This window comes from Nocardia sp. NPDC102475 (assembly GCF_055584605.1).
In genome coordinates, this window is the sequence record NZ_JBVJLS010000022.1 from 75,342 (window position 1) to 91,830 (window position 16,489).

A 16,489-nucleotide genomic window follows, 5' to 3' on the forward strand; every position below is an offset into this window, starting at 1 on the left:
GGCGCCCGCGTCGTCGACGGGGGTGAAGCGATGAGTACGGCATCGGCTGATCCGTTCGAGGGTTTGGATCCGTTCGTTAGGCACGCGTTGGAGTCGTGGCGGTCGTTGACGGGCGAACAGCGTGATTACGCCATCGGTTTCGTGGCCGGGTGGGCGCCCGATGTTGTGATCTCGGCCTCGGAGCGGGCGATCGAAGTGACCCGGATAGATCAGCAATTGATGCGGTTGGAGGCGCAGCAATGACGACTGAGCGTAATGCGATGGCGTGGGAATGGTTGTCGCAGCAGAAGGGCGCGCCGATCGAGACGGTGGCCGAACTGTGTGGCGTGAGTCGTCCTCGCGCATATGAGCTGTGCCGTCGGTGGAAACGGGACGGGTTCGTGCAGACGGCGCGGATGCCGTCGGCGGGTCCGCATGGTTCGTGGTCGAACGCGTTGTGGGTGTGGCCCACACGGGAAACCGCTTGGGCGTTTCTGGGTTTCGATCCGGGTCCGTGGTTTCCGGCGTTGACGACGGTGGCACATGTGCGGGCGTTGGCCGAGTTGCGGCTGCGGTTGACCGGCGCGGAGTTGGATCCGGGGGTGTGGACCAGCGAACGGTTGCTGCGGCACCGGGATCCGGGTCTGCGGGAGACCGGGCGCCGGTATCTGCATGTGCATGACGCCGAGTTTCAGGACGCGTCGGGTACGCGGTGGGCGGTCGAGGTCGAGCTGACCCGGAAGAAGGGCGCGGGCCGGTTGCAGAGCGTGGTGCGTGCCGCATTGGAGGCGGCACGCATCCGCGAGTTGGCCGGGGTCGTGTACTTCATCCGCGGCACCGCCGTCCGTGACGGCCTGGACGCGGCGGTGCGGGGTCTGGCCGAGGCCGGTGCCCAGGATCTGCTCGGGTTGCTCGATATCCGGGATCTGGACGAATTCCTCACCGCCGGAACCGATTCGCAGGAGGTGAGCTGAGGTGACGTGCTATCCGTTCCAGGCTGATTGCAGCGGCCCCGCGGTTCCCTCTCCGACGCCGGTGCCGGTGCCGGAGGTGACGGTCACGCCGACGCCCATCCCGCCAGGTGTGGTGGAACGTCCGCCGGGTGTTCCGGAGGTGGTTCCGGATGTTCCGTCGGGCTGGACAACGCATTGGTCAGGCCACGGCCCGGACTCACAGATGCTGCTGGATGCGGTGCATGTGTTGTCCGCTGGTGGTGGTGTGGTGGCGGTATCGGCGGCTGGGTTGTTGTTGGCAGCGAATCAACGTAAGTGGACACCGAACCGGGTGGGGAATTTCGCGGTGGGGTCGTTGGTGATGCCCGCGACCTCGATGCTGACCGATTGGTCGTGGTCTGCGCCGGTGCGGATGTTCACCGAGGGCGCGGATGTGGCGTGGCAGGCGTGGGCACCTGGTGGTGTGGTCGGGATGGCCGTGCTGGGGGTACCGGTGGCGTGGACTGGTGCGGCGTGGTGGTGGGCACGCTACTGCCACCGCCTGGCCACGGTCGGTGATAAGTCGCCGGCGAAGACGCATCGGATCATCAACCGGTTCAACGACACTCAGGACGCGGCCACGAAGTCCGCGGTCCGGTATCCGGTGCCGTTGACCCGCCGCAACCAGGTGGTGTTGGGGCAATGCTCCCGTGTCGGGACGAGCACCCAGCGTGGTGTGGTGGGTTCGTTGCTGCACCGCGGCCAGCGGTGGTTGACGATCCCGATCCGGGCGGTCGATGAGCACCTAGTGGTGACCGGGAACTCCGGTTCGGGCAAGACCACGATGATTTTGCGGCTGGTCGCCAGCCTGTATGCCCATGACTGGGGCCGGTATCTGCGGACCAAACATGATCGGCCGTTGACGGTGTTCATCGACTGCGGTGGAGATCTGCACACTGGTCGCCGGTTCGTGCAGATGATGACCCGCCTCGGTGTGGATCCGCGCCGGATCGGGTTGTGGCCGATCACGACGAAGCTGGATTTGTGGTCGATGTCGGGGGAAGACATGACCGCGACGTTGCAGTCGATGTTGTGCCCGGCACCGGCGACTGATGCCAGCCAGGTGCATTTCGAGAACAACCGCCGCCGGGTGGTGTCGCTGGTCGTGGGTACCGCGATTTCTGATGCTGGGGTGCTTATCGGGCCGCCGCGGTCGCGGGCGGAGATGTTCGAACGGCTCTCGACGAACAAGTTGAAGAAGCTGTACGCGAACGATCCGGCGATCTGTGAGGAGATCGACGCGTTGAACGAGTCGAAACCTCCTGCGGTAGCCGATGTTTCGGGCAAGCTGCGGGATCTGTTCGAAACACTCGGGGAGTCGTTCGATGGTGGGCGCCCGATCGATGATTTCGACGCCTTGTATGTGTGCGCGCCGGGAACCACCCGCAAGGAGACCGCGCGTTCTCAGGTGTCGGCGCTGATCACGATGGTGTTGCAATTCGCTGCGACACAACATGATCGGCGGATCCGGTTGGTGATCGATGAAGCCTCGGCGGTGGCGGATGAGAAGGGCGATATAGGCGCGGTCAACGTGGTCGAACGTGCCCGCAAGCTGCGCTGCTCGCTGGTGTATGCCGCGCAGTCGTTTCTCGGTCTGGGTCGCACAGAGGACGAATGCCACCGCATCGTGGATTCGACCTCGGGCGGATGGATCGGGATGCGCGGTGAGGGCAACGGGGTGTTGTGCGAGAAGTTCGGCACCCGAACCACTTTCGAATCCACCCGCCATGTCACCGGCGCTCGTGTCGGTGACGAGGGAACCCTCAACAGCTCCGAAGAGATGCTGGTGCACCCGAACCGGCTCCGGAAATTCGAACCCGGACAAGCCGTCTATGTGCGCGGGTTGCGGGCGGTGTGGGGACAGGTCGCGTCGATCGATATCGACGAACTCCCGGAACTGGAATACCCGCACTGGGCGCGACTCGAACCGGTCGGGCCACGACTCGAGACCACGAACAGCGAGGAGAGCAAGCCCGTAACCAAGAAGCGGCCGATTGCGCGCCGCGCCGATATCGGCAAGCCGCCACCACGGCGACCGAACCGCAACAACAACGACGACAAGGAGAACGGCGAATGAGCCAGGAAGACAACGACATCGAGATCGATTGGGACGCCCAGTTGTGGCAGCCCCTGCAGGAACTGCTCACTTCCTGCGATATCGACCCCGATACCGCGCACCGACCGGATCCGCGGGTGCTGATGAAACGACGGATCAAAACCGCGCGGGCAGCGGTCGCTGCCGGCGGGATCGCTGGCCCGCTGATCGTCGTCACGGTGATATCGGGAGCACCCGCTGCGGCGGTAGTGCCGGTCAGCGCGTGGGGTTTCGGGTGGATCGGTTACGGAGCGTGGATTTCGGCGGGATATCCCAGCCCGCGCGTCGTCGCCGTCGCAACCAGTCGGGTGGTGCGTCGTGGTGGGGTGCTGGCGTGGCGGTGGATCAACCACCGCGCCTACCAGGTGGGCGACGCCACTCGGATGCCACAGAAACCGCAACTCGCGGCCGAGACGCCTCCGCCGTTCTGAGCGTCCTCAATCGTTTCGAAATAGAAAGGAGCACAACCGAACATGTCTGAAGTCGATGAAATCAGCCAGGACACACGACGATTCGTCGATCGCGTGACGGGGGCGTGGTGGCAGTTGCGTCATCAGTTCGCCAGCAACGAGGTTCGGGGAGCCCAGTTGCACAACCTGGTGATGACCCAAGCCCGGCAGTTGCGGGCGGTGACCGCGCACCGTGACCAACTGTTGATCGAGGTGGCGGAGGTGACCGGAGAGCGAGATCAGCTCGCGCACGAATTGGAGGGTGCGCGAGCCGAGATCGACGGACTCACTCACGACGAAACCCGCAGCGGGTGGCAACGCGAATACGACGAGATCGTCGAATTCGAGGAAGCCCAGTACGTTCCGGCATTCGAATACGACAGCGACGAGGAGATCAGGCGCCGCGAAATCGCGGAAGTCCAAGAAGAAGAACGGCCAGCGTTCCCGCTTGGCCGTGACAACCCATGGGAAGGCATCGAGGAATTCGACGACAGCGCTTGGGTAGACCAACCGATCTGCGATTGGGCTGAGGACGAGCAGTCCACGATCGAGTCGTCGCCGGTGGTGGAGGTTGAGGATCGGCCGGTGCCGCGGATGGAGGAATCGTCGTGACCGCGGCGGAAGCCTCGCGTGGGGTCAGTGAGTGGATGTTGGAGGCATTCACTCACATCAAGACCCTGCACCAGCGCATGGACGCCACAACCAGCGAAACCGAGCAGCAGCGACTCAGCGACGAATCCGCCCTGGTCGCCGAGGCGTGGGAGACAGGCCGATACGCACGGCAGTGGCGAGCGCTGTGGGAGCACGACACCGAAAACACCCAGGTGCCACAGGGTTTCGATGTCCGGGTGTTGGCGGAGCGGGATCGGTTGGCGAACGAACTCGACGTGCTCACCGCCGAGCGGGATCGGTTGCGTGCTGAGAACAACACCCTGATCGAGGACCGCGCCGAGCTCGCGGGCCAATTGCGCCACGCTCTCGATGAGCGAGATCGGTTGCGGCACCAGGTGCACGAGTTGGAGATCGAGGTCGACGACGCCCTCGATATCGCGGCACCGCATGTGCTCGACGCGGACAACGAACGCCTCGCGGTGCCGATGACGCCGATCAGCGTGCCATCGCGCGCACGACAGCAGGTGGTGATGCAGCAATGACCACTATCGATGAACACGTCGAGGTCGATGCGGTGGCCCAGCTCGCGCAGCGGGTCGCGACCGCCCGCGGGAAGTTGCCGTTGCAGCATGACGCGGCGTTGACCGAGGTGCTATCGGAAACCGAGTTGGCCGCCGAACGTGAACTAGCCGAATGGATCCGCGCGCAACGACGCGGACAGCGCCGACGCGCGGTGGAGTCCGAACTCGATGTCGAGAAGCGTGAGCGCCGCACCGTGGAAGCGATCGCAAGGGAGGAGGCCGCGGATGCGCGGTGGCATCGGCGGGCGTTGGCGGCACGGCGACGTGCCGCGAGTGCGGATGCGCGGTTGGCGCAGCTGTATCGGCGTGCGGAGTGGTCCTCGCGGGCGCTGATCGGGGTGGTCGTGTTAGGCATGGTGTGGGCGGGGGTGAACGTGCAGCACAACCTCGTCCCCGACGGGAACATGGCGAACCCGTTGTATTGGTTGAGCTATGGCGTCGAGGCCATGATCTCGATTCCGTTGATCACGGTCATGCTGGTGGCGACCACCGCGGCCCGGTGGGGCCGTGACATTGAGCGCGGCACGGTGGTGGTGTTCGAGGCGATGCTGCTGGGCACCACGGTGGCGTTGAACACCGGGCCCCACCTCGCCGCGCGGGAGTGGGGACGTGCCGCTGAGTACGCGGTCGCGCCTGTCATGGTCGGCGCGGTGATCTGGCTGCACGCCTGGATAGCCGCTCGCTACGCCACCCTGATCGACACCGCCACCATCACCACACCCCCACCCGCACACCCCCGCCCACAGGCCGGGCCGCAACCCGCACCTGCGGGCGAAAGCGAAGCGCTGGGATCGGTTGACCGTCAAGGCGAGACGAACGTCGCTCGATCAATCGCCAGTGCAGGAGGTCAACGGCGCCGCTCGGGTACCGGAACACGCCGGGTTGGGCAGCCAGTGCAGCGCTGGCCCCGGCAGCGGCCCACCGACCGGGCAGACGAGGCGGCAGCGGCGCGGCATCCCCGCCGACCTGCGGGGCAGGTGCGCCGTGATCCTGCCCTGGTCTCCACAGTGATCGAACTCGAGCAGCAGAACGTGTCGAGGAAACAGATCAGCGCCCACGTCGGAGTCAGCACGCGCACAGTCGGGCGCATCCTCGCCGAGCATGCCGCCGAATCCGCACGGGCCGCAGCACCTGCCCGCGCCGCAGCGGCCGGTCACCCGCAACGCCGACCTACCGCGACAACAGCGGTGCGGTCCAACAGCTTCCGGCTTGTGGCCGGGGGATCCGATACCGGAAACAACATCGAAGGAGACAACTGATGAGTGACAAGATCCAGGTCACGATCGCGGGGAACCTCACGGCGAACCCGGAGACCAGGTTCACGCCCAACGGTAACCAGGTCACCCACTTCACGGTGGCCTCGACACCGCGGACGTTAAACCAGAAGACCAACCAGTGGCAGGACGGGGAAACCACCTACACACGCTGCCAGGTGTGGCGCGACCAAGCCGAGAACGTCGCCGAATCCCTGCACAAGGGCGATCGAGTGGTCGTGACCGGCACGCTGGGACAGCGGTCGTGGGTCGACGATCAGCAGCAGAAACACACCGCGTGGGAGTTGCAGGCCGACGACGTGGCCGCGTCGATGAAGTTCGCGCGGGTCGAAGTCACCCGCCAGCGCGCCAACCAACAGCAAGGGCAGGCGCCAAACGGTGACAAGACGGCGTCGGCGCGTAAGCAGCAGATGCAGGCCACCGCATGAGCTGGCAATACGTGCAGGGACTGTTCACTGACTACGATGACGACCCGCAAGGGCATGCAGTGGCGTTCTTCGACCGTGAACGTCGGAGTTGGATGGGTGAAGTCGCATTCGACTCCCGTGAGGAGGCACAGCGTCGACTGGCGTGGCTCAACGGCGGCGAAACACCTCCGCGCAACTGCTATGTCTACAAGCCGTTTCCGACGCCCGACAGTGGTGAGTTGTTGTTCTCGGTTGGCTATTACGAGGACTACGCATGGCACAGCCATGGCGTCTATGAGGGGCAGTTGAATGCGACCCAGCTGGTGCACGACCTCAACACTGCGCAGGAGCGGGAGGTGGTAGCAGAAACCGAACAGATGCAGCAGTAACCCGACCCACGTCGGTCCTGACACGGGGCGGCGTTCGTGCCCATTGGAGGTGGGCACGAACGCCGCCTCTCGCATTGTGTCACCCACCACGGCCGAGCCCGGCTCCGGTATCGCAGCCCGCCACCGCGGATAGTTCCGAGACGTGTCATGATGGGAACAAATGTTCGAAGAATGGCCCGAGGTGTTCGATCCGCCGCTGCGTCGCGTGGTGACGCCGCCGGTGCGTGTCCTGGTCGACCTGGGGCAGGCGATCCCGACCCAGCCGGAGTGGTTCGGCGCTAACAAAGTGCCGATGCGTGTGCGGGCAGGTGGTTTGGATCTGACCGGGACGGTGCCCGGTCTGCTGCATGCGTGGGCGCGAGCCAGTGACGGGGTGTGGTTGGGATTGGTGTCGTTCACCATCCAGACCGGCAACCGGCGCGGCCGCCTCGAGGTTCGGCAATGGTGCACCGAACGAGCGCTGTCACGCCCGTTCTAGGTGTGGTGTTTCAGGACGTCGGTTGCATGGTGGTGGTCTCGAATGGCGGTTCAAAACCGACCTGGCCATCGGTCGAGAAAGGGCATTGGTGGCACATAGTCTCCACGAGCCTGACAGTCCATCGGCCATGTCTGCGGCACAAGCAGCTGAGTTCCGGGCTCATACCTAAGTCTTGCACTACGCTATCTGAAACCGCTCAGGCTGCCACACTGTTCTCTCTTCGAGTCTAAATTTCAACCGTCAATTCTGGCCCAGTTATTGACCGTCATTGACGACAGAGAGGTAATGGCCGTGCAGTTCTATAGCATTGCAGCACAGGTAATTCCGACCCTGCTAATCGTTGTAGTTATGCAGTCGCGCCTACTGACGTGGACCGCTGAAAAATACGGCAAAGGTCAGTGGCAGCGCCGCATGGGTAAGGTTGTCATGTTCTCGATAGGTGGATCGATGATCTGCGAAGTCATCGCCCTGGTCGTGCTACTCGTGGATAAGAATTGGCTGACGTCCGCCGCGTGGGTAAGAGTGGTCGTGCTAGTCGGCTGCCTACTGGCCTTGTTCGCTGCCTGGGGCGGAGGCCATTTGGAGTGGATGGAAAGGCGTGGCAGCACTTCTTCAGGATCTACTTCTGGCCCGTGAACTGCGGACCCGAACAACGCTGAAACGAGTAGCTGGCTCCTCACGATCTTTCTCTGGGCGGTGCCCTGGTGGTGTCTTCCCCTTGCGGCGCAGGGTCGTCACACCACCCCGGTCCGCGGCTCCGCAGCCGACTCCTGCAGCACGACGGGAATCTGCTGGCCGCGCGGGCCGGGGTGGTAGACCCGGCGGCGTCGTGAGGGGAAGACAGCACCCGCACCGCATCTCTCACCTCGAATATCTCGCAGGCCGGCGCCTGTCTTCCCCGCAGCGGTGCCCGCCGGAGGCGCATCAACTTCTCGAGTGCAACAGCGTCATTCGGCGGGATCTGCTTCGGTCACGCCTTTGAGAAATCGCTGAGCTCGTCGCCGAATGCTGGGGTGGCCATAGGTGATTGCCAGGAGAATGCGCAGTCTTGCCGCGTTCCAGCGATATCCGACAGTGGAACACACGGCACCGAGATCACTCTGCTCATCGTCATCGTTCATGCATTGTTCGACTGCACCGCGCTGAAGCCGGTCCCAGCGGCGGAGTGGTTGTCCACGCACTGTCCGCTGACTCCATAAAATTGGTACGCCTGTACAGGCTTTCAGAATCGGCGGATGCATGTCCCGAGCCTTACAGCCGAACGCATACGCCCAGGATTTTGCCCTTACAAACCTCTTACCGGCTGTTTGGTTCAAGTAAGGAGAATCTCGCCCGGTTTCTGCCTCCCGACCTGCTGGTTTGGGAGATTTGGTGTCCCCGATCCCGAGGACACCAAACACCCACTTCGTTGTGTATTTGGTGTCCTCGGGATCGGGGACAGTGATGTGAAGAGGTCAGGTCAGGAGGAAGAAGAAGTAATCAAGATCAAGGAAATGGGTTGGGGGAGGGTGAAGTTGGGAGAGTTGGTCCGGGTTGGGAGATGGGTCGGGTTGGGATGGGTTGCGGGAGTTGGTGTCTGTGGAGAGATGGGTCGGGTGGGGAGTAGCCGTCGGGTTGCGAAAGTTGGCTGCAGCAAGTGGTCGTCGGGTGGCGAGGTCGGTTCGTTTGTGTAAATGGTTCATGCCATATTGCTATGATGGGCTGTCTCGCGAAGTTCCCACTGCCCGGCCCCTGGATAGGTCGTCGGTGTCGTGAGCCAGGCCGAGATGGCTTGGACACAAACTCACGATTGGACTCTTCAGCACCAGTCACAGCTGCAGAACCGCGGATGCTGTGTGCAATGCCATGGTTTCGAGCAGAATTGAGCGATGCTCGGAGGAGTGAGCGCCGTTGGCACGCAGGCGCGGTATCGAGGACCGGTCGCCGGCGTCGCGATGTTCGCGCGAGCGGTTGTACCACTTGGCCAGGCACCGCCGCGAGATGCCCGGCCTCGAGCGCAACGTGCGCGATCAGGCGACCGGAATCGATGCATTCACACAGCCGTCGGCGGCCTTGGGGGCAGCGGCGCGTTTCGGTCGGTTTTGTCAATGCCCGTAGGGTGTGGACAAATCCGCGAGGTTAGGAGGAACGGTGTCTCTTGAGGACGAGATTTCGTCGAATCGGCAGAGTATCCGATCAGATGGTTATACTATGTCAATTGGCGAGATGCTTAATCTCTACCGTGATAAAGAAATAGTTATCCGGCCAGAGTTTCAGAGACTGTTTCGGTGGCCTTCAGATAAGCAATCGCGACTCCTCGAGTCCATCCTACTTGACATACCCCTTCCGCCGATATTCGTTGCGCAATCCGATTCTGGAATATGGGAAGTGGTCGATGGGCTTCAGCGCCTATCTACGATATTGAAATTCGTGGGCGAGCTTCGCGATGAAGCCACGAATGAGATAAAAGAACCCAGCACGCTGCTGAAGACAAAATATCTGCCATCCCTCGAAGGTGTTTCATATGCAAATCTTCCGCAAAGTGTCAAGCTCCAACTTAAGCGCGCTAGGCTAGATTTTCGGATTCTTCTTCGCGAGTCGGACGATGCTGTCAAATACGAGCTATTCGACAGGCTGAATAGTGGCGGCATGGAAACGAGTCCTCAGGAGGTTCGAACGGCATTGGTTATTATGAAGGATCCAACGCTGCATCAGTGGCTGAGGTCGCTTGTCTCTCTTGGTACGGTCGAAAGTTCTCTCGCGCTAACAGACCGTCAGCGAGATGAACAGTATGATACTGAACTGATCGTTCGATACATCGCATTTGGTAATTCCACTGCCGAAGAACTCGCAGGTTTTGCGGATATTGACTCTTTCTTGACCGAAAAAATACTGGGTACGGCAGACGATCCGAACTTTGACCGAGAGAAGATCGCGCGTCAGATCTCCAACATGTTCGATATTGTTTGGACTCTTGGTCCTAATACCTTTCGGCGCTATGACGAGGCTAAGGGGAGATCGATCGGAGCGTTTAGCGTATCTGCTTTCGAGGCCGTCACTGCAGGTATCACTCATAATCTTGATTCGTGGCTTAAACTGGACAGCTCTGAGAAGGAAGCGCGACTGACTGAGCGGGTACGACAGCTTTGGCATGATCAAGAATTTCGAAAATACAGTAGGGGCGGTGTTCGGGCCAGCACGCGCGCCCCTAAAATGCCTGAAGTCGGCGCACGGATCTTTGACCTGAATTGAGGCCGTCTCGTGGCCATTCGGACGCTTGAGCATTTTGAAGCTGCTCTAACTGTCGATCTTAAGTGGCGGGTTGAAGAAATGTTTCTGTGGGAGAAAACTGTTTCCAAAAGTCGAGCTTTGGAGCGTAGCGGTTTGCTTAGAGGAGGACTCGCGCTGCTGTATGCTCATTGGGAAGGGTATGTTAAGACTGCGGGAACAAATTATCTTGAATATATTTCAAGACAAGGGCTAAAAATCGGTCAACTCCGACCTGAACTTGCGGCGGTGGCACTTCGATCGAAGATTATTGTGCTTGCTAGCGAGAAGTCTTCACAACGTCACACAGAGATTGTTGAACTCCTCAGAGAACAGGATGTAACACCGGCCAATCTCCCGTATGAGTCTGCAACTATAAGAACGCGTTCGAATCTAAACTTCGAGACATTCGAGGCGATTATGCATTCATTGGGGTGTGATTCTGACCGTCACAAAGCGGTAAGCGCGCATATCGACAAGAGGTTGGTGACCTGGCGTCACGCTATAGCCCACGGTCGAGATCAACATATCACTCTAGAAGATTGGATAGAAGCTCGAGATGTTGTGGAATCCATACTAAAAGATGTGCGAATTCAGTTGTCTAACTCGGCAGCGTCAAAATTCTATCTCGCTTGAACTGAGGCAAGATTTCCATACTAAACTAGATGTAAATCAGTCTTCTTCGAGCGCTGGTTGGCGAGCGAAATCCGAACAGCCAATCCTGTTCAGGAAAGGGAGTCACGCCGGACAGTGGTCAGGATTCATCGACCTCGGGGTCATTCGACTGGCTCCTGATCTGCGATTGATGATCGAAATCGATATTGCGAACAAACAGTGGTCTCGGAGAAGCTGATCGGCGCGGCAGAGACCGGTGCTCATGCAATCTGGGTACGGTAGGGCGTCCCGCTGAAGCCGCAGTTGGTAGTACCAGCGCTAGTGGTTACGCTGTACTTCAACGTCCAACTGTGGAAGAAGGCGCACCAACACAGTCATCCTGCTTTATCAACAGGTTGGTTGGTGTGGGTGTGGATCTGATTGAGCGCGCGCCGCATTGTAATCGTGCCGCCCCCACTCATGCGATGGCCCACGGTCCGGTGGAGGCGGCCCGCGCCCGGCACGGACGAATTCCTTGTCGGGTGGTGCTAATCGGTCCAGCTGGGGTGGAACGGAATTCGCCCGTGCACGCTCTGGCGCGTTCCACCATCACCGGATCGTGTTCCCCCGCATTCGCGGATCCTGCGGCACGAAGGCAGGCGGTGCGGGCAGGCCGAGGGCCTGCCCCGGATGGGGCGCGGCGCGCGCTCAGGAGATCATCGCGTCCCTTCCGGGTTTCCAGGTTTGACACGTACGTGTCAACAGGGAACCGGGAGGCACATCATGTCGTTGACGGTGACGGACTTGTTCTGTGGGGCTGGGGGTTCGAGTTCGGGGGCGGTGTTGGTGCCTGGGGTGCGGGTGCGGATGGCGGCGAATCATTGGGCGTTGGCGGTGGAAACGCACAACGCGAATCACCCTGAGACCGATCATGATTGCGCCGATATCACCCAGGTGGATCCGCGTCGGTATCCGCGTACGGATCTGTTGTGGGCCTCGCCGGAGTGCACGAACCACTCTCAGGCGCGCGGCCGGAAACGGAATATGGATTCGATGCCGGATCTGTTCGGGGAGATCTTGCCGGACGAGGCGGCCGAACGCAGCCGGGCGACGATGTGGGATGTGGTGCGGTTCACCGAGTTTCACCGGTATCGCGGGATCATCGTGGAGAACGTCGTCGACGCCGGGAAATGGGTGTTGTTCTCGTCGTGGCTGCACGCAATGGATGCCCTGGGCTACGACCACCATGTGGTTTACCTCAATTCGATGCACGCCCAAGCCGCCGGAGCTCCGGTACCGCAGTCGCGGGATCGGTTGTATGTAGTGTTCTGGCGGCGTGGTGATCGGGCACCGGATGTGGATCGGTGGACGCGCCCACAAGCGTGGTGCCCCAAATGCGGGCAGGCGGTGACTGCGGTGCAGGGGTGGAAGGATCCGGTGCGTCGGTGGGGTCGTTATCGCGCGCAGTATGTTTGGCGGTGCCCGCGTGTGGCGTGCCGTAACTCGATTGTGGAGCCGGATTGGTTGCCCGCTTCGACGGTCATCGACTGGAGTCTGCGGGGGCAGCGAATCGGGGACCGGGACAAGCCGTTGGCGCCCAAGACCCTCGCCAGGATCGAAGCCGGGTTGGCGAAGTTCGGGCACCCGTTCACCGCCGAGGTCGCGGGCAACACGTTCGAACGCCGCCCGGGGGTACGGACATGGTCGGTTGGCGATGTCCTGCGCACCGTGCACACCACACGGTCGAAGGCGTTGCTCGTCCCCGCCGGCGGCACGTGGCGCGATGAGACGGTGTCGGTGGATCGGCCGATGCCGACACGAACCACGCGGGAAACCGACGCGCTGTTGGTGCCTGTCGAAGGACGGGACGGCAAACAGGCACAACCGAGCTCGGCGCCGATGCGGACGATGACCACCCGTTCGGAGACCGGGGTTCTGGTGCCTTACTACGGCAACGGGACTGCCCGCACGACCGAGGATCCACATGGCACGCTCACGACACGGGATCGGCGGGCGATGGTGGTTCCGCTGCGCAACCACAACACCGCCAAGTCGACGGTCGAGCCGCTCGATACTGTGGCCGCGTCCGGGAACCATCATGGGTTGGCGACTGCCGTGACGCCGAGGATCGAGGATTGCGAGTTCCGGATGCTGGAGCCCTCGGAGATCAAACGGGCCATGGCGTTCGACGCCGGCTATGTGATGCGCGGCAACCGGCGTGAGCAAGTCCGGTTGGCCGGGAACGCGGTCACCCCACCGACGGCACGCGACCTTGTCGCGGCGGTGGCCGAAGCGCTCGGGCAGGAGGTGGGCTGATCATGGCGCGGTTGATGTCGGTGTCGCTTACCGAGGGGCAGGTGCGAACACGGACGAAGACGGTTACCCGTCGTGTCGGGTGGCGGATGCTGCGGGTCGGGGACCGGGTGACGTTGTGTCGGAAGGTGATGGGTCGCCGCCGCGGTGAACCGCTGGTGCGGCTCGTCGATATCGAGGTGGTCGCGACACGGCGGGAGCCGCTCAACGTGATCAGCGCGGAGGATGTTGTCGCCGAGGGCTTCCCGGAGATGACGCCGCAGGAGTTCGTCGAGTTCTTCTGCGCCACTCACAAGGGCTGTACTCCGCAGACCGAGGTGACCCGGATCCAGTGGCGGTATCTCGAGTCATGAACGGTGCACCGAACATGGTGACCGGGCTTCTGGTCGCCGTCCTCGAATCGACGTGGGCGGCGATCCGGGCCCGGCACCCGGACGTTCCCGAGGTGGTGTTGACCATCGGCGCCGGATCGACCGCCGCCGGCGGGCTGACGTTGGGGCACTTCGCTCCGAATCGGTGGGTCCGCGGTACCTACGAGGTCCACGAGTTGTTCGTCGGTGGCGAAGGACTCGAGCGTGGGCCGGTCGACGTGCTCGGCACCCTACTGCACGAGGCTGCCCACGGTGTCGCGGTCACCCGCGGGATCAAGGACACCAGCCGACAGGGGCGCTGGCACAACGACCGATACCGCGCACTTGGAGAAGAACTTGGGCTGACACTGGCCCGGGACGACAGCGAGGGATGGTCAACCACATCTGTGCCGATCGCCACACGGCAGGTCTACCGGGATCAGCTCAACGAGCTGGACCTGGCGTTGATTGCCTATCGGCAGCCGGAGCTGGAACGCACCGGCCGCGGCAACAGCAACAACGGAGTCACCGCCACCTGTCGTTGCTCACGCAGGATCCGAGTAGCGCCGAGCGTGTACAAACTTGGCGGCATCGTCTGCAGCGTATGTGCCAGTGACTTCAGTTCAGATCAAGTCGATTCCAGCTGATCTGGTGCGGCGCTGGGGGCAGGCAGAAGGTGATCCAGCCATATGCCGACCCACGTACTGATGAACTGTCGACCTTCCGATTTTGACATTCGCTTGGCTGGCGGATCGCCCTTCATGCGAGCGTGGCGAACATCGGTGTACTCACCGTTGGCACCTTGGTGATTGGAAGATGAGGTGAACAGGCTTTCCTTCTTGTGTGAGATCCGGACGTCATCATCACGAATGGCTTTCGGGACCTTGCCCTTGAGAATCTCGTGCGCCTTGTACAACTCGCCCCACCCCAGGGCCTCATCTGGCAACGCCAGAATGCGGAGGACCTCGGCAACCTCGGGGTTCAAAATTGCTAGCTCGGCGTACCGCGGCCCAGGTGGCGGCGGTTGCGGAACTTCAACCCCATCGACGCTCACGACAACTGCACTCGCCGAAAGTGAAGCTCTGGCCGTAAGCGCGGCGACCACGACGTGGACATTGCCTTCGTCACCGTACGTGCCCGTCAACGCAACGGGGATGAATCCGGAATCCCTAACCCGTCCCAGACCATTCCCAACCAGCAGAAGCCTCTGTGCGACCTCATGGAAGGCCTCCCCGTCGGGCGGCTCATCGATCATCGCCGACGACAGGAAGTAGTGACCGTCCTCGTCTGCGATCCGGATATCACCATCGGGAAGGAAGTCCGCCAGACTCTGCAGACTGACGCGGTCGCCTTCGAGCCAGGCCTTCATCGCCACTTCAGACAACTCTCGATCATGTCGAGGTCACTGGATCGGGCGTGCCCTTCGCGTGCCTCAACCTTTGGATTCAGCCGGTCAATCAAGGACAAACGAAGCTAAGTGCTGATGATGGGTCGACGCAGTGTTGCTCCGGTCCGGTATGCGGGTGTGATGCTCCTGCTCCACGTTTGCTCCATGGAAGACGCGTGGAGCACGGATTGTGAGGCAGCAAAACCGTTGTCTAGCTGGCAGTTCTTCGGTGGGCGCAGAGGGGTTCGAACCCCCGACCGCTGGTGTGTAAAACCAGAGCTCTACCACTGAGCTATACGCCCGGGACCCGTCGGTGGGTGACCGACGGGCCGGTCTAGGACTCTAGCGCGGCGAGCGCTTTCTCCCAAGCCGCCTGGTCACGGGGCTCTCCGGGGCCGTTCATTTCGGCGAAGCGGATGACGCCGTCGCGGTCTACGACGAAGGTGCCGCGGTTGGGGTAGCCGGATTTCTGGTTGAAGACGCCGAAGGACTGGGCGACGGCGCCGTGCGGCCAGAAGTCGGACAGCAGCGGGAAGACGTAGCCCTGTTCGGCGGCCCAGATCTTGTGGGTGGGCGGTGGGCCGACCGAGATGGCGAGGATTTCCGCGGCGTCGTTCTGGAATTTGGGCAACTCGTCGCGGACCTTGCACAGCTCGCCCTGGCAGATGCCGGTGAAGGCGAGCGGATAGAACACGATCAGCACGTTCTTCTTGCCGCGGTAATCCGAGAGCGTGACGTCCTGGTTGTTCTGATCCTTGAGTGTGAAATTCGGCGCGAGCGTGCCGACTTCCAGCGGGCCAACCTCGACTGGCATCACTGATCCTCCATCGTGTCGGGCTACACCGGGCGGTGAAACACCGCCCGGCGAAACCATAGCGAAAGCGGTCAGCGCTGTTTCGAGGGTGCCTTGGGCTGCACGAGGCGGCTGCCGGACCAGGCACCGAGGCTGATCGCCGAGGTTTGGGTCAAACCCGCGGTGGGTGCCGCTTCGGCGATATCACTCGGATCGACATGACCAGGTTGCCCGGTCTTGGGAGTGAGCACCCAGATGAAGCCTTCGTCGGCCAGCGGACTGATGATTTCCATCAGTTCGTCCGCCAGATCGCCGTCGCCTTCTCGCCACCACAGTAGGACAGCGTCGACAACCTCGTCGGAGTCTTCGTCGACCATCTCCCCACCGCTGGCCTCTTCGACATCGGCCCGCAGGTCGTCGTCGGTGTCCTCGTCCCAGCCCAGCTCCTGGACAACCATGCCGTGTGTAATGCCAAGCTTCTGAGCGTAGTTCTGCGCGTCCGCCGCGGCGACCACGGTGGTGTCCTCCTCAACTCCAGACAATAGGTAGT

Annotated in this window: 19 protein-coding genes and 1 tRNA gene; 16 read left to right on the top strand and 4 right to left on the bottom strand. The window is 62.0% G+C overall.

All coding sequences use genetic code 11. The features are described from left to right. Positions 1-30: 30 nt before the first annotated feature. The 16 genes from ACZ60G_RS32845 to ACZ60G_RS32920 all read left to right on the top strand — a co-directional run bounded on the left by ACZ60G_RS32845 (position 31) and on the right by ACZ60G_RS32920 (position 14,406). Entirely contained in the window at positions 31-243 is a 213-nt protein-coding gene (locus tag ACZ60G_RS32845) for a hypothetical protein (protein ID WP_465815150.1), read from the top strand. Further along, the gene (locus ACZ60G_RS32850) at positions 240-953 is read left to right on the top strand and encodes a hypothetical protein (RefSeq protein WP_465815151.1); all 714 of its coding nucleotides are present in this window, start codon (positions 240-242) and stop codon (positions 951-953) included. The genes ACZ60G_RS32845 and ACZ60G_RS32850 overlap by 4 nt, the downstream gene beginning before the upstream one ends. A gap of 1 nt (position 954) precedes the next feature. Next, complete coding sequence (locus ACZ60G_RS32855; RefSeq protein ID WP_465815152.1) at positions 955-3,048, top strand: type IV secretory system conjugative DNA transfer family protein; 2,094 nt, start codon at positions 955-957, stop codon at positions 3,046-3,048. Next, entirely contained in the window at positions 3,045-3,497 is a 453-nt protein-coding gene (locus tag ACZ60G_RS32860) for a hypothetical protein (protein ID WP_465815153.1), read from the top strand. Before ACZ60G_RS32855 ends, ACZ60G_RS32860 begins: the two co-directional genes overlap by 4 nt. A gap of 42 nt (positions 3,498-3,539) precedes the next feature. After that, positions 3,540-4,127 (top strand): hypothetical protein, encoded by a 588-nt coding sequence (locus tag ACZ60G_RS32865; RefSeq protein WP_465815154.1) that lies wholly within the window; start codon positions 3,540-3,542, stop codon positions 4,125-4,127. Beyond that, positions 4,124-4,669 (top strand): hypothetical protein, encoded by a 546-nt coding sequence (locus ACZ60G_RS32870; RefSeq protein ID WP_465815155.1) that lies wholly within the window; start codon positions 4,124-4,126, stop codon positions 4,667-4,669. The genes ACZ60G_RS32865 and ACZ60G_RS32870 overlap by 4 nt, the downstream gene beginning before the upstream one ends. Then, entirely contained in the window at positions 4,666-5,967 is a 1,302-nt protein-coding gene (locus ACZ60G_RS32875; RefSeq protein WP_465815156.1) for a hypothetical protein, read from the top strand. Before ACZ60G_RS32870 ends, ACZ60G_RS32875 begins: the two co-directional genes overlap by 4 nt. Beyond that, on the top strand, positions 5,967-6,410 hold the full coding sequence (gene ssb, locus ACZ60G_RS32880) for a single-stranded DNA-binding protein (RefSeq protein ID WP_465815157.1): 444 nt from the start codon (positions 5,967-5,969) through the stop codon (positions 6,408-6,410). Before ACZ60G_RS32875 ends, ssb begins: the two co-directional genes overlap by 1 nt. Next, positions 6,407-6,778, top strand: a complete 372-nt coding sequence (locus ACZ60G_RS32885) for a hypothetical protein (protein WP_465815158.1) — start codon at positions 6,407-6,409, stop codon at positions 6,776-6,778. The genes ssb and ACZ60G_RS32885 overlap by 4 nt, the downstream gene beginning before the upstream one ends. Before the next feature lie 160 nt (positions 6,779-6,938). Continuing rightward, positions 6,939-7,256, top strand: a complete 318-nt coding sequence (locus tag ACZ60G_RS32890) for a hypothetical protein (RefSeq protein ID WP_465815159.1) — start codon at positions 6,939-6,941, stop codon at positions 7,254-7,256. Positions 7,257-7,541: 285 nt separating this feature from the next. Then, a complete protein-coding gene (locus ACZ60G_RS32895) occupies positions 7,542-7,892 on the top strand; it encodes a hypothetical protein (RefSeq protein ID WP_465815160.1) in 351 nt (116 codons plus the stop codon). A 1,494-nt stretch (positions 7,893-9,386) separates the two neighbouring features. Further along, on the top strand, positions 9,387-10,487 hold the full coding sequence (locus ACZ60G_RS32900; RefSeq protein WP_465815161.1) for a GmrSD restriction endonuclease domain-containing protein: 1,101 nt from the start codon (positions 9,387-9,389) through the stop codon (positions 10,485-10,487). A 9-nt stretch (positions 10,488-10,496) separates the two neighbouring features. Next, positions 10,497-11,138 carry an MAE_28990/MAE_18760 family HEPN-like nuclease gene (locus tag ACZ60G_RS32905; RefSeq protein WP_465815162.1) on the top strand — a complete coding sequence of 214 codons (642 nt, stop codon included), beginning with the start codon at positions 10,497-10,499 and terminating at the stop codon, positions 11,136-11,138. Positions 11,139-11,879: 741 nt separating this feature from the next. Beyond that, a complete protein-coding gene (locus ACZ60G_RS32910) occupies positions 11,880-13,412 on the top strand; it encodes a DNA cytosine methyltransferase (RefSeq protein ID WP_465815163.1) in 1,533 nt (510 codons plus the stop codon). A 2-nt stretch (positions 13,413-13,414) separates the two neighbouring features. Continuing rightward, positions 13,415-13,762, top strand: a complete 348-nt coding sequence (locus ACZ60G_RS32915) for a hypothetical protein (RefSeq protein WP_465815164.1) — start codon at positions 13,415-13,417, stop codon at positions 13,760-13,762. Between the two features lie 14 nt (positions 13,763-13,776). Then, positions 13,777-14,406 (top strand): hypothetical protein, encoded by a 630-nt coding sequence (locus tag ACZ60G_RS32920; RefSeq protein ID WP_465815165.1) that lies wholly within the window; start codon positions 13,777-13,779, stop codon positions 14,404-14,406. On the opposite strand, the gene ACZ60G_RS32925 is transcribed toward ACZ60G_RS32920, so the two are convergent. The 4 genes from ACZ60G_RS32925 to ACZ60G_RS32940 all read right to left on the bottom strand — a co-directional run bounded on the left by ACZ60G_RS32925 (position 14,388) and on the right by ACZ60G_RS32940 (position 16,454). Continuing rightward, a complete protein-coding gene (locus tag ACZ60G_RS32925; protein WP_465815166.1) occupies positions 14,388-15,143 on the bottom strand; it encodes a hypothetical protein in 756 nt (251 codons plus the stop codon). The genes ACZ60G_RS32920 and ACZ60G_RS32925 overlap by 19 nt on opposite strands. A gap of 233 nt (positions 15,144-15,376) precedes the next feature. After that, a tRNA-Val gene (locus ACZ60G_RS32930) sits at positions 15,377-15,448 on the bottom strand. Between the two features lie 32 nt (positions 15,449-15,480). Further along, on the bottom strand, positions 15,481-15,960 hold the full coding sequence (locus tag ACZ60G_RS32935) for a peroxiredoxin (protein ID WP_465815167.1): 480 nt from the start codon (positions 15,958-15,960) through the stop codon (positions 15,481-15,483). Positions 15,961-16,031: 71 nt separating this feature from the next. Further along, positions 16,032-16,454, bottom strand: a complete 423-nt coding sequence (locus ACZ60G_RS32940; RefSeq protein ID WP_364390159.1) for a DUF3052 domain-containing protein — start codon at positions 16,452-16,454, stop codon at positions 16,032-16,034. Between the last annotated feature and the right edge of the window lie 35 nt (positions 16,455-16,489).

Bases quoted from the DNA above. Each gene is read 5' to 3' on its own strand.
- ACZ60G_RS32845 (WP_465815150.1), top strand. From the start codon at position 31: ATGAGTACGGCATCGGCTGATCCGTTCGAGGGTTTGGATCCGTTCGTT.
- ACZ60G_RS32850 (WP_465815151.1), top strand. From the start codon at position 240: ATGACGACTGAGCGTAATGCGATGGCGTGGGAATGGTTGTCGCAGCAG.
- ACZ60G_RS32860 (WP_465815153.1), top strand. From the start codon at position 3,045: ATGAGCCAGGAAGACAACGACATCGAGATCGATTGGGACGCCCAGTTG.
- ACZ60G_RS32865 (WP_465815154.1), top strand. From the start codon at position 3,540: ATGTCTGAAGTCGATGAAATCAGCCAGGACACACGACGATTCGTCGAT.
- ACZ60G_RS32875 (WP_465815156.1), top strand. From the start codon at position 4,666: ATGACCACTATCGATGAACACGTCGAGGTCGATGCGGTGGCCCAGCTC.
- ssb (WP_465815157.1), top strand. From the start codon at position 5,967: ATGAGTGACAAGATCCAGGTCACGATCGCGGGGAACCTCACGGCGAAC.
- ACZ60G_RS32885 (WP_465815158.1), top strand. From the start codon at position 6,407: ATGAGCTGGCAATACGTGCAGGGACTGTTCACTGACTACGATGACGAC.
- ACZ60G_RS32890 (WP_465815159.1), top strand. From the start codon at position 6,939: ATGTTCGAAGAATGGCCCGAGGTGTTCGATCCGCCGCTGCGTCGCGTG.
- ACZ60G_RS32895 (WP_465815160.1), top strand. From the start codon at position 7,542: ATGGCCGTGCAGTTCTATAGCATTGCAGCACAGGTAATTCCGACCCTG.
- ACZ60G_RS32910 (WP_465815163.1), top strand. From the start codon at position 11,880: ATGTCGTTGACGGTGACGGACTTGTTCTGTGGGGCTGGGGGTTCGAGT.
- ACZ60G_RS32915 (WP_465815164.1), top strand. From the start codon at position 13,415: ATGGCGCGGTTGATGTCGGTGTCGCTTACCGAGGGGCAGGTGCGAACA.
- ACZ60G_RS32920 (WP_465815165.1), top strand. From the start codon at position 13,777: ATGGTGACCGGGCTTCTGGTCGCCGTCCTCGAATCGACGTGGGCGGCG.
- ACZ60G_RS32935 (WP_465815167.1), bottom strand. From the start codon at position 15,960: ATGCCAGTCGAGGTTGGCCCGCTGGAAGTCGGCACGCTCGCGCCGAAT.